7 protein-coding genes, 1 tRNA gene and 1 riboswitch are annotated in these 12,573 nt (G+C 66.2%); of the genes, 4 read left to right on the top strand and 4 right to left on the bottom strand.

Translation table 11 applies throughout. The annotated features are described in order from the left end of the window. Positions 1–16 precede the first annotated feature (16 nt). A riboswitch (SAM riboswitch) is annotated at positions 17–96 on the bottom strand. A 103-nt stretch (positions 97–199) separates the two neighbouring features. From BBX35_RS13585 to BBX35_RS13575, 3 genes are read right to left on the bottom strand one after another with little or no spacing between them, the layout of a single operon-like run. Next, on the bottom strand, positions 200–3,442 hold the full coding sequence (locus tag BBX35_RS13585; RefSeq protein ID WP_067220987.1) for an efflux RND transporter permease subunit: 3,243 nt from the start codon (positions 3,440–3,442) through the stop codon (positions 200–202). After that, positions 3,439–4,413, bottom strand: coding sequence for an efflux RND transporter periplasmic adaptor subunit (locus BBX35_RS13580; protein ID WP_067221591.1), 975 nt, complete (start codon positions 4,411–4,413; stop codon positions 3,439–3,441). The genes BBX35_RS13585 and BBX35_RS13580 overlap by 4 nt, the downstream gene beginning before the upstream one ends. Positions 4,414–4,424: 11 nt before the next feature. Continuing rightward, complete coding sequence (locus BBX35_RS13575) at positions 4,425–4,625, bottom strand: YgaP family membrane protein (RefSeq protein WP_067220985.1); 201 nt, start codon at positions 4,623–4,625, stop codon at positions 4,425–4,427. Positions 4,626–4,817: 192 nt separating this feature from the next. Between BBX35_RS13575 and BBX35_RS13570 the strand changes: the two genes are divergently transcribed. Further along, positions 4,818–5,909 (top strand): 2'-deoxycytidine 5'-triphosphate deaminase, encoded by a 1,092-nt coding sequence (locus BBX35_RS13570; protein ID WP_067220982.1) that lies wholly within the window; start codon positions 4,818–4,820, stop codon positions 5,907–5,909. A 217-nt stretch (positions 5,910–6,126) separates the two neighbouring features. Further along, the gene (locus tag BBX35_RS13565; RefSeq protein ID WP_067220980.1) at positions 6,127–8,037 is read left to right on the top strand and encodes an adenylate/guanylate cyclase domain-containing protein; all 1,911 of its coding nucleotides are present in this window, start codon (positions 6,127–6,129) and stop codon (positions 8,035–8,037) included. 9 nt (positions 8,038–8,046) lie between these two features. Here the strand turns inward: BBX35_RS13565 and BBX35_RS13560 are convergent, their stop codons facing one another. Further along, positions 8,047–8,841: an ion transporter gene (locus BBX35_RS13560; RefSeq protein ID WP_067220977.1), complete on the bottom strand. Its 795-nt coding sequence runs from the start codon at positions 8,839–8,841 to the stop codon at positions 8,047–8,049. A 179-nt stretch (positions 8,842–9,020) separates the two neighbouring features. On the opposite strand from BBX35_RS13560, the gene BBX35_RS13555 reads away from it, so the two are divergent. Together BBX35_RS13555 and BBX35_RS13550 are read left to right on the top strand one after the other, a co-directional pair. Continuing rightward, positions 9,021–9,094: transfer RNA gene (locus tag BBX35_RS13555), tRNA-Gly, on the top strand. A gap of 577 nt (positions 9,095–9,671) precedes the next feature. After that, positions 9,672–12,251: a DEAD/DEAH box helicase gene (locus tag BBX35_RS13550; protein WP_067220976.1), complete on the top strand. Its 2,580-nt coding sequence runs from the start codon at positions 9,672–9,674 to the stop codon at positions 12,249–12,251. The last annotated feature ends 322 nt before the right edge of the window (positions 12,252–12,573 follow it).

The following is a 12,573-nucleotide window of genomic DNA, read 5'->3' as shown; positions in this document are numbered from 1 at the left end:
GCCGTGAATGGGCCGGGGTCTTTGCAACCCGGCCTGTTTAGCGACTTGTTTAACGTGGCTGCAAGCCGGCCGGCTCAAATCACCACGGAAGTTGACGATCCTGATAGTCCACGGGGCAGGCCGCGTCAACGTTCCTCGCGCAAGGATCTTGTTTCACCGCCCGCGAGATCTTGCGAAACCTTGCAAGAACGCACACCCCTCATGTGCGCAGCACCCGGTAGATCGCCGGGATCACCAGCACGGTGAGCAGCGTCGAGGAGGCGAGGCCGAACAGCAGCGAGATCGCCAGGCCCTGGAAGATCGGGTCGGTCAGGATCACCGCCGCGCCGATCATCGCCGCCAGCGCGGTCAGCAGGATCGGCTTGAACCGCACGGCGCCGGCCGCCAGCAGCACCTCGGTCAGGGGCTGGCCGGGCTGGCGCGCATGGCGGATGAAGTCGACCAGCAGGATCGAGTTGCGCACGATGATGCCGGCGAGCGCGATGAAGCCGATCATCGAGGTGGCCGAGAACGGCGCGCCGAACAGCCAGTGGCCGCCGATGATGCCGATGAAGGTCAGCGGCACCGGCGTCAGGATCACCAGGGGCACGCGGAACGAGCCGAACTGCGCCACGACCAGGATGTAGATGCCGAGCAGCGCGACGGCGAAGGCCGCGCCCATGTCGCGGAAGGTCACCCAGGTCACCTCCCACTCGCCATCCCACAAGAGCGTCACCGCGCTCTCGTCCTCCGGCTGGCCGTTGAGGCGGAGGGCGGGCTTTGGCAGATCGCCCCAGTCCATCGCGTCGATGGCATCGCGCACCGCCAGCATGCCGTAGAGCGGGGCCTCGAAGTCGCCGGCAAGCTCCGCCGTCACCATGTCGGCGAAGCGGCCGTTGTGGCGGAAGATCAGCGGCGAGGAGAGTTCGTCGCGCACCTTCACCACATCGCCCAGTTCCACCACGCCGGTGCCGCCGGGCAGCGCGTCGGCCGGGATCGGCGTCGCCAGGAACCGCTCGTCCAGCACCTTGTCGCCGCGCGCCTGTTCCAGGCGGATCGGGATCGGCGCCCGTCCCTCGCCGCGGTGCGAATAGCCGAGCGTGCGCCCGCCGCCGAGGATCGCCAGCGTGTCGAACACGTCGCTTTCCTGCACCCGGAAGAAGTCGAGCTCGTCGGTGGAGACGGTCACCCGCTTGCGCGGGGCCGGCACGCCGAAACTGTCGTCGACATCGACGATGAAGGGGACCGAGGCGAAGGCCTCGCGCACCCTGGCCGCGACCGCCCGGCGCGTCTGCGCGTCCGGCCCGTAGATCTCGGCAAGCAGCGTCGCCAGAACCGGCGGGCCCGGGGGCGGCTCCACCACCTTCAGCACCGTGCCGGCCGGAACGTCGAGAGCGGCAAGCTGCCGGCGCAGGTCGAGCGCCACCGCGTGGCTGGCCCGCTCGCGCTCGCCCCTGGGCGCCAGCACCAGCGCGACGTCGCCGAGCTGCGCCTGTTGGCGCAGATAGGAGTGGCGCACCAGCCCGTTGAAGTCGAAGGGCGCGGCGGTGCCGGCATGGGTGGTCGCCGAGACCACCTCCGGCAGCGCCATCGCGGTGCGGGCGACCGCCTGCGCCACCGCATCCGTCTGCTCCACCGTGCTGCCCTCGGGCAGGTCGATGGCGACGGAGAGCTCGGACTTGTTGTCGAAGGGCAGCAGCTTGACGGTCACATCCCGGGTGGCGAACAGCACCATGGAGCCGAGGGTCGCCGCGCCGACGATCAGCAGGAAGGCCCAGCTGCGCGCCTTGGAGGCGAGAAGCGGGCGGGCGACCGCCAGATAGGCGCGCCCGAGCCGGCCGCCGCCATCGGCGTCATGGCCAGTATCTTGGCCTGTCTCGGGCCCGCCCCCGTGCCCACCATGCACCGGCGCCTTGCCGGCGACTTTCAGCATCAGCCAGGGCGTCACCGTCACCGCGACGAAGAAGGAGAAGATCATCGCCGCCGAGGCATTGGCCGGGATCGGGCTCATGTAGGGGCCCATCATGCCGGAGACGAACAGCATCGGCAGCAGGGCGGTGACGACGGTCAGCGTGGCGACGATGGTCGGGTTGCCGACCTCGGCCACCGCCTCGATGGCGGCGGTCCGGCGGTCGCGCCCGTCGCCCATCCCCCAGTGGCGGGCGATGTTCTCGATCACCACGATGGCGTCGTCGACGAGAATGCCGATGGAGAAGATCAGCGCGAACAGCGACACCCGGTTCAGCGTGTAGCCCATCACCCAGGCGGCGAAGAGCGTCAGCAGGATCGTCACCGGGATCACCACGGCAACGACCAGCGCCTCGCGCCGGCCGATCGCCGCCATCACCAGCGCGATGATCGAGAGCGTCGCCAGCCCCAGATGGAACAGCAGCTCGTTGGCCTTCTCGTTCGCCGTCTCGCCGTAGTCGCGCGTCACCGTCACCTGCATGGACGAAGGAACCAGCGTGCCCTCCAGCGCCTCGACGCGGGCCAGCACCGCCTCGGCGACGGTGACCGCATTGGCCCCGGCGCGCTTGGCGACCGCCAGCGTCACCGCCGGCACGCGGCTCGCTTCTCCGCCCTGGTGCATCGACGAGATCGCGTCGCTTTCGGAAATGAAGGCGATGTCGGCGACGTCGCGCACATAGACCGGGCGGCCGTCGCGGGTGGTCAGCACCAGATTGCCGATCTCCTGCGGGCTGGACAGGGTCTCGCCGGCGACCAGCGTCACCTCGCGTGCCGTGCCGTCCTGCAGCGCGCGCACCTGCCCGCTGGGGAACGCGCGGTTGGCGCCGCCGACCTTGCCGGCAAGCTGGTGCAGCGTGACGCCGTTCAGCGCCAGCTTCTCGGGATCGGGGCTGATGCGCAGTTCCTCGCCGACCGCGCCGACCAGGTAGGTCAGCCCGACATTGTCGACCTTCGACACCTCCACCTGCAGCTCGCGGGCAATGCGCGTCAGCGCGGCCGGAGTGATCGTGTCTCCCGTCCCTTGCGCCGGCGTGAGCGTCAGCGAGACGATGGCGACATCGTCGATGCCGCGTCCGACCACCAGCGGCTCGGGAATGCCGACCGGGATGCGGTCCATGTTGGCGCGGATCTTGTCATGGACGCGCAGCACCGCCGCATCCGACGAGGTGCCGACCAGGAAGCGCGCGGTCACCAGCACGCCGTCGTCGCGGGTCTGCGAATAGACGTGTTCGACCCCGTCGATGCCCTTGACGATGGTCTCCAGCGGCTCGGTGACGAGCTTCACCGCGTCGGCGGCGCGCAAGCCGCTCGCCTCGACATGGATGTCGACCATCGGCACGGAGATCTGCGGCTCTTCCTCGCGCGGCAGGCTGACGAGGGCGATCAGCCCGAGCGCCAGCGAGGCGAGCAGGAACAGCGGCGTCAGGGGCGAGGCGATGAACGCGCGGGTGAGCCCGCCGGCAATGCCGAGCCCGCCACCGGAAGGCGTGGTCATGGCAGGAGAACCTCGTCGCCGGCAGCAAGGCCGGACAGGACTTCAACATAGGTCTCGTCGTCGAGGCGGACGGTGCCGCCGGTCAGCACGGTGCGCTCCACCGGCCCGGCGCTGCCCGCCAGCGTCACGAAGTCGAGGCCGGCGCGGGTGGTCACGGCGGCAGGGGGCACGAGGATCGCCTGCCGCTCGCCGACCGGCACGCGCACGAGCACGCGGGCATTGACGAATTGCGTGTCGAGCCGCTCGACCTCGACATCGGCGATCACCCGACCGCCCCGGATCTGCGGATAGACCTTGGCGAGCCGGCCGGTCGTCGTCGCACCATCGGCGCCGATCTCGATGGCCGCCCCGTCCTTGAGGGTTTCCGCGTGGCGCTCGGGGATGGCAAGGCGCAGGAAGGTGCCGCCGCTGCCCAGCACCGCGACGGTTTCGCCGGCCATGATCACCGCGCCGCGCGTCACCGGAACGGTGAGCACGCGCCCGTCGGCCGGGGCCAGCACCTCGCCTTCCTCGCCCTGACGCTCCACGACGGAGCGCTCGGCGCGGGCGGCGGCGATCTGGTTGCGGGTGACATCGACGGAGGTGGCCAGCTGCTCCAGCCGCTGGCGGGTGACGACGCCGCGCTCGACCAGGGTCTGCGCGCGCGACAGCTCGGCCTCGGCGTTTTCCAGCTGGCTCTGCAGGGCGCCCAGCCGCGCGTCGATGGCCGCCACCTGGAAGGCGATCTTCTCGTCGGTCACGCTGGCGATGCGTTCGCCGGCGCGCACCGTATCGCCCTCCTCCACCGCCAGTTCCGCGATGGTGCCGCCGATGCGGGCGCGGGCGGGGACCTCGTCCCGCGACTGCACCTCGCCGAACACGGCCTTCCACTCGGTCACCGTGCGCGGGGCCACGCTCCAGGTCTCCGCCGACAGGGCCTGCCCGGCAAACGCCAGGGCCGACACCGCCAGCACTGCGGCACGCAGGATCATCATGCCCTCCGTCAGAACGCCGTTCCCGGCGCGATGCCGAGACGGCGGAAGATCATCGCCGCCGGGCAGAAGCCGGTAAAGGCGGCCTGCAGCATGTTGAGGCCGATGAAGACGGTGAACCAGACGAACAGCGGCGACACGGTGAGCGTCAGCACCACCGAAAGAAGCGTCATGGCACCGGCAAAGGCGAGAACGGCACGGTCGAGGGTCATGGCAAAAACCTCCTGGGAACTTGATGTGTTCAAATATTAGTATATTCTAAAATTACGTCAATACGCGCCATCCCGGACGCCTGCGGCCAGGGCGCGCATCCACCGCGCACGGCGCCGGCAGCGCAAATCCCGTTGGCCAATCCGGGCGGGCTTTGTTAATCACGGCGAAACAGGCAAACGAGGAACCCGAGAATGACCGCAGCCGACCACGGCATTCTGCCGGCGCAGGCCGTCGCCGAGATGTTCGAGCGCGGCGAGATCGGTGCGCCGCGCCGTCCGGACGACGACCAGATCCAGCCGGCGAGCCTCGATTTGCGGCTCGGGCCGCTCGCCTACCGGGTGCGCGCCAGCTTCCTGCCGGGCGCCGGCGCCAGGGTGATGGAAAAGCTCGACCGGCTGAAGCTGCATGCCTTCGATCTGACGCGCGGTGCGGTGCTGGAGACGGGCTGCGTCTACATCGTGCCCCTGATGGAAACGCTGGCACTGCCGCAGGATGTCGCCGCGACCACCAATCCGAAGAGCTCGACCGGCCGCCTCGACGTGTTCACCCGGGTGATCACCGACGAGGGCCGCGCCTTCGACACCGTGCCGGCCGGCTATCGTGGCCCGCTCTATGCGGAGATCAGCCCGCGTACCTTCCCGGTGCTGGTGCGCGAGGGCTCGCGCCTGTCGCAGATCCGCTTCCGCCGCGGCCAGCCGACGCTGGACGATGCCGCCCTGTCGCTGGTCCATGCCAGCCACGGGCTGGTTTCGGGCGGCGAGGCGACCATCGGCGGCGGCGTGCATCTGACCATCGACCTGGAAGGCGCGGGCGAAGGCAGCCTGATCGGCTATCGCGGCAAGCGCCATACCGGCGTCATCGACATGGACCTGCGCGCCGGACAGGACCCGCTCGACTTCTGGGAGCCGATCATCAATCGCGGCGGCCGCGACATGATCCTCGATCCCAACGAGTTCTACATCCTCGTCTCGCGCGAGGCGGTGCACGTGCCGCCGCTCTTCGCCGCCGAGATGGTGCCCTTCGACCCGCTGGTCGGCGAGTTCCGCGTCCATTACGCGGGCTTCTTCGATCCCGGCTTCGGCCATTCGGAGATCGGCGGCGGCGGCTCGCGCGCCGTGCTGGAGGTCCGCTCGCACGAGGTGCCGTTCATCGTCGAGCACGGCCAGACGGTCGGCCGGCTGGTCTACGAGCACATGCTCGCCCGCCCGACGACGCTCTACGGCGAGGGCATCGGCTCCAACTACCAGGGCCAGGGCCTCAAGCTGTCGAAGCATTTCCGCTGATCCGTCCCCGTCAAACGCCGCCCCTCCCCCTGTGGTCGCCGTGCTAGCATCGCGCGCAAGGCGCCGCCGGTGATTCCGGGCGAGCGACAGACGGGCGGGGGACAAGCGCGGCGTGACGGGAGAACGGGAAGCCCGAAATCGGCAACCTGATCGGGAGCCCGATCAGGATGGGACAGGGCCGGAGCATCCGGCGCGCGTAACGCCGCGGCTCGGCTGGGTGCGGCCGCTGCGCGTCCATCTCAGCACCGTGATCGTCGCCCTGCTGCTCGGCATCTCGCTGCCGCTCACCTGGCTCGCCCACGACCAGGGCACCCGCCTGTCGACCTCCGCCGCCAGCCAGCGCATGAGCCTGCTCGGCCAGCGCGTTGCCGCCCAGTACGAGGCGGTGTTCAACGACGGGCTGACGGCGGTGATGCTGGCGGCTGCCGCCGACACGCTGCTGGACGATCCGACCGGCGACATGGACGGCAAGGCCCTGTTTCTCGACCGGGCCCTCGGCAGTTCGGCCCATATCGACGGGCTCTTCGTCGGGCGCGCCGACAGCAGCTTCCTGCATGGCGTCGGCGACACGCCCGCCTGGCGCGAGGCGCTGTCCGCTCCGCCGGGCACCGACCACGCGGTGCGCACCATCCAGCCCGCGCAGGACGGCACGCGCCGCTCGGTCTGGCGTTTCATCGAGGCCAACGGCACGGTCCTGTCGCGCCGCGACGACGGCCCCACCCGCTTCGACCCGCGCCGCCGCCCCTGGTACCGGGCAGCCGTTGCCGCCGACGGCCGGCCGGTCACCGTCGGCCCCTACACGATGGCGACCACCGGCGAGCTCGGCCTCACCATCGCCGTCGAGGCGCCGGACGAACCGGGCGCCGTCGTCGGTGCCGATGTGCTGCTGGCGACCCTGAGCGACCTGCTGTCGCGCGAGGCCGTCTCGCCCCGGGCGACCGGCTACGTCTTCGACGACGACCGCCGGCTGATCGTCCATTCCGACCCGGCGATGATGGCAGCCCTCCTGCCGCAGCTTTCGGCGCGCGCGCGCCACACCGCCGTCACCGTCGACGATCCGCTGCTGCCCCTGCTGCGCCCGCTGCTGGGCGAAGGCGCCGTCTCCGGCCTCCACCGGATCGAGGCGGACGGCGACACCTACCTGCTGGCGCTGGAGCCGGTGCGCGGGGCGGCGGAGCTTGCCGGCACCATGGTCGCCGTCGCAGCGCCCCTGTCGGACTTCACCGCCGAAAGCCGCCTGCTGGTCGCCCGGGCGCTTGCCGTGTCCTTCAGCCTCATCGTCATGGGTGTGCTGGCGGCGCTGCTCGTCGCGCGTCTCGTCAGCCGCTCGCTGACGCAGCTTGCGGACGATGCCGCCCGCATCGGCGATCTCGACCTCGAGACCCGCCCCCTCGTCTCCTCGCTGGTTGCCGAGATCAACACGCTGGCCGACGCGCTGGCCACCGCCCGCACCGCCATCGCCAGCTTCGCGCTCTATGTCCCGCGCGAGCTGGTGCGCAAGGTCGTCGCCGCCGGGCGGCAGGACCCGGCCTCGGCCGAGCGGCGCGACGTCACCGTCCTGTTCACCGACATCCGCGACTTCACCAGCCTGTCGGAGCAAAACGCGCCGGAAGAGGTGGTCGCCCTGCTCTCCGACTATTTCGAGCTGCTCAACCGCATCGTCGAGGCGCATGACGGCGTCATCGTCCAGTATCTGGGGGATTCCGTCTGCGCCATGTGGAACGCGCCGGAGAGCAACCCGGACCACGTGGCGGATGCCTGCCGCTGCACGCTGGCGCTTGTTGCCGCGGTCGATGCCCTCAACGCGCGCTACCGCGCCGCCGGGCGGCCGGAGCTTGCCACCCGCTTCGGGCTGCATACCGGCATTGCCGTCGTCGGCAGCGTCGGCGCCTCGACCCGGCGCCAGTACACCGCCATCGGCGACACGATCAATGTCGCCTCGCGGCTGGAGGGCATGAACAAGGAATTCGGCACCACCGTCCTGACCAGCGAGGCCGTGCGCCGGGCAGCCGGCGACGAGGCCTTCGTCTTCCGCCCGCTCGGCAGCGCGCGGGCCAAGGGCCGGGCGGCGGAAATCGCCGTCTACGAGCTGCTGGCGAAGCCGGAAACGCCCGACGCGGCGCCGTAAGCCGCCCGCTCAGCGCTCCGCGAGGCGCCCGCGCAGCTCGCGCACTTCCTCGCGCAGCGCCCGCACCTCGGCCAGCACCAGGCCGGTCTCGTCGTGGATCGCCTGGCGGTCGGCCTCGGCCGTGCTCTCGTGCTCCTGCTGCATGGCCGAGACGATGACACCGATGAAAAGGTTCAGCACGGTGAAGGCGGTGCACAGGATGAAGGGCACGAACAGCAGCCAGGAGAGCGGGTAGACCTCCATCACCGGCCGCACGATGCCCATCGACCAGCTTTCCAGCGTCATGATCTGGAACAGCGTGTAGAGCGAGGCAGCGATGGTGCCGAACCATTCGGGGAAGGACGCGCCGTAGAGCTTCGTCGTCATCACCGCGAAGACGTAGAAGACGAGGCCCAGCAGCAGCACGATGGAGCCCATTCCGGGGAGCGCGGCGACGAGGCCGCCGACCACCCGGCGCAGCGAGGGCACCACCGAGATCAGCCGCAGCACGCGCAGGATGCGCAGCGCGCGCAAGACCGAGAACGCCCCGCTCGACGGCATCAGGGCAACGCCCACCACCGCGAAGTCGAAGAGGTTCCACGGATCGCGGAAGAAGGCCGGCCCGTGCGCCACGATCCGCAAGGCGATCTCGATGGTGAAGATCGCCAGGATCAGCGCGTCGAAGGCGACCAGCGCCGGGCCGAAGGCGGCCATCACGCTCGGGCTCGTCTCCAGGCCGAGCGTCACCGCATTGACGACGATCAACGCGATGATCACCGCTTCCCAGCGGCGAGACTGGACCAGGGCCTTGAGCCGTTCACGCATGTCTTCACTCTCCAGGACGTCTTGTGCGGCGGGCGCGCCGGCGGGCCGCCGGTCGGCACGAGAAGTGGTCATCGGCACCGCAAAATCAAGGAGAAAGCAATTTCGCGGGAGAGCCGTCAACAGTCGCCCGCGAGGCGCTTGACAGCCCGCCCGCCCCGCGCCGATATAGAGACCGCGATGCGGGTGTAGCTCAATGGTAGAGCGAGAGCTTCCCAAGCTCCAGACGAGGGTTCGATTCCCTTCACCCGCTCCACGCCCTCCCCCCGGATGTTTTTTGGATCTTCTGCCTGCGCGAAAAGTGCGTTGGCGGTGCCTGTGCGCTGGTGCACTGGCGCCGAGTGGCGGCACACGAGAAGCAGTCGGCCGCAGCTCTAGAGTGAGCAAATGACGGGATTGGGGCCGGAAGCCGATGGGCAGCTTTTGGGAGAGAACTTAGAATAGCAGACTTTCGCTAAATCAATTGCGTAGATATCCCTAGTCTCTCATCTCATCCAATAAAAGGAGCGAGTGCTCTGATCTCGCTCTTCCGCGAGAACGATGCCCTTCAGATCCGCTCAGGACTCTTCATTGCCGTGATCGGGTAGGATTATCTGGAGGCGCGTACCCGCGGCGATCACAGGTTGGCAGAGCAACAAGAACACTTTGCACGCCGTTGCCACCAACTCGCCGCCAGCCACCTAGAGATTTATATATACCCCCTTGGATTAGTACATTCAAAATCTCTAGTGGAGCGAGTTGCTTGCAGGGCGCTTCTCTTATAACGGTTAGATCTGGAAGATGCAGCTCTCAGACGTCGTCCACGCGTAATTTTCAATAGGTGAGACAACCAAATGGCATTTAAAACGGGTACTTTTGCGCAAAGCGTTGCCGACAACCCTGCCGCCCATTTCAAAACACTCACGAAGCGACAATATCCTGATGTGATGCCGCACCAGAAGGAGATTCTGGAGGCATACGCCGCCAAACATCAGTCGAGCGCCGACCTCGCACTTCAACTGCCGACAGGTAGCGGCAAAACTCTAGTTGGCTTACTAATTGCGGACTGGCGTCGAGTAAAATTCGGGAACCGAGCCGTCTACCTGTGCCCTACTAAGCAGCTCGTGGCCCAAACGGTGCAGCAAGCTCGGGATCGCTATGGGATCGCAGCCGTCGCGCTCGTCGGGCGCAAAGACCATTTCCCTGCAGCGGACGTGACGGCTTACAAAACCGGCGCTGCGGTGGCAGTGACGACTTACTCCGGGCTATTCAACACTCGTCCTTTTTTCGAAGACCCCGACCTCATCTTGATTGACGACGCGCACGCAGCGGAAAACTACATCGCAAACATGTGGTCTATGACCATTGCGGCGGGTACACCACTACACACAGCGTTAGCTGAGTTTCTGAAGCCGCATTTGGATACGCAGGAGCATTCAAGACTCATTGGAGAATGGAGCGGTCCGGCCGACGCCACTTGGGTCGAGAAGCTTCCATCGCCGCAGGTAGACAATCTCTCGGCAGATCTGATTGCGATCATCGATGCGTTCGCAAGAGAAGGCGATCTATACTTTAAGTGGACGTTGCTGCGCTCACACCTTCATGCATGCCACGTCTATCTCGGCTCACGGGAGATTCTGATCAGACCGTTGATTCCCCCAACGATCGCGCACGAACCTTTCAACAATGCGAAACAGCGCATCTTCATGTCGGCCACTCTGGGTGCTGGTGGCGATTTGGAACGGCTCTCCGGCCGACGAAAAATCGAAAGACTTCCAGCGCCTGCGGGCTTTCAAAGCGCAGGAGTAGGTAGACGCTTTTTCATCTTTCCCAGTCTTTCCTTGACCGGTGACGAGACTGAGATTCTCCGCCTTGAGATGCAAAAGCGCGCCGGCCGGTCGGTAATCTTGACCCCCTCCTCTCCGCAGGCAAACAAACACATTGAACGTATCGGCAAGGAACTCTCAGGATTCCAGGTGTTTACCGCGGATGATATAGAGGAAGACAAGACGCCGTTCTTGTCGTCAGACAAGGCGGTTGCGGTCTTAGCCAACCGGTACGACGGCATCGACTTTCCGGGCGATGAGTGCCGGCTGCTCTCCGTTGACGGGCTTCCTAGGGCGATGAACGCTCAAGAGCGTTTCATTATGTCCAAGATGGGCGCAGGCGCACTGTACAATGATCGAATTCAAACGCGAGTGCTCCAGGCAATTGGCCGGTGCACTCGTGCCCTTCAAGATCGCTCGACCGTATTTGTCACCGGTACTGAGTTAGTTGATTTCCTCGCGGATGATCGCAAGTGGCGCTACTTCAGTCCTGAGTTACAGGCTGAACTGGCGTTCGGCGTAGATCAATCGACCTCCGTGCAGGCAACCGACATGTTGGACAACTTGGACATGTTCCTTAGGAACGATGCGGCTTGGGCGGCCGCGGATGCCACTATCCGCACTGGCACTAGCAATTTCACGCAGCAGCCTTATCCGGCGATGAATGAGCTCGCAGACGTAGTTGCACAGGAGGTGCAATATCAAGAAGCGATGTGGCATCAGGATTGGGCCGGCGCGCTAGTTGCCGCAAGGAGTGTGTTGGCAGGTCTCAACCACGCCGACTTGCGTGGTTACCGTGCTCTTTGGCACTATCTAGCTGGCGCGGCGGCAAATCGGCTCTCTACGACACACGACGACGCACAGTCCGGCGCGGCTCGCGAACAGTTCGGCAAGGCAAAGTCTGCCGCCCCGGCAGTATCATGGCTTAACACCCTCGCCCGCATCGTTGGGCCACTTCCCGCTACCGAGAGAGCACATGCAGACGCCGAGCTCCTAAAGCAGGTTGAGAATCTTGAGCGTCAGTTCCTTTCCATGGGCATGACCACACAACACAAGTTCGAGAAGCGCGCCGCGGCAATTATGACTGGGCTGGCAAGCGCAGATGGCTTCGAGCAGGCGCAGGTGGATCTGGGCACGCTGTTAGGTTTTTCGTGCAGCAACGACGAAAGCGACGCGGCTCCAGACCCTTGGTGGCTTGGGGACAAGCTGGGAATCGTCTTCGAAGATCATGCGGATGGAAGCGTCACAACCGTGTTTGGCGCTGTAAAGGCTCGTCAGGCGTCATCCCATCCCAAGTGGATTCGCAAGAATGTTGCAGGAACGGCAGACATGGACATACATGCTGTCCTTGTAACCCCCTCAGTAAATGCAACAAGCGGCGCCGATCCACAACTTGATGACGTAAAATACTGGGAACTGAATGCTTTCCGAAGCTGGGCCGCTGCCGCAGTGGCAACTATTAGAAATCTTAAAGGAACCTTTCCAGGAGAAGGTGACTTGCTTTGGCGGGCGGAGGCCGCGGAACGGCTTGAGACCGAAGGCCTAACCCTCGCGGCTATCCTGCGGACACTGCCGACTGCTGCCGAAGCTATGACGATCATCGGATAAAACCTAATTCGCGGTGGTAGCTGTGTCGGCAAATTGCGAAATACAGCCGTAATGGTGGTTAATCGGTGTAGTGTCAGCTTTTGACCCCCAAGCCCCCATTTAGCGTCAAAGAAGAAAGCGCGAAGCGGGCAAATTAAGCCTTCGGGCGCGCTCGGCTTTAGATAGCGAAGGGTTTGCGACCTTCTGCCCGTGTGCCCCTCGCATCCCTGATGCGGCCGGCGGCGTCTCGGCCTGTCGCCGCGTGCTGCTGCGGCAAGCACGCGGCGGAGGCCTGGACCGCTTGAGGCTTTGCCGACTGCCCGTCTCACAGCCGGGACGTTCC

Origin of the sequence: Stappia indica, from assembly GCF_001696535.1 — a bacterium.
Classification (GTDB): domain Bacteria; phylum Pseudomonadota; class Alphaproteobacteria; order Rhizobiales; family Stappiaceae; genus Stappia; species Stappia indica.
The sequence above is the reverse complement of the archived record's forward strand: the minus strand, read 5'-3'. Positions and strand labels throughout refer to the sequence as shown.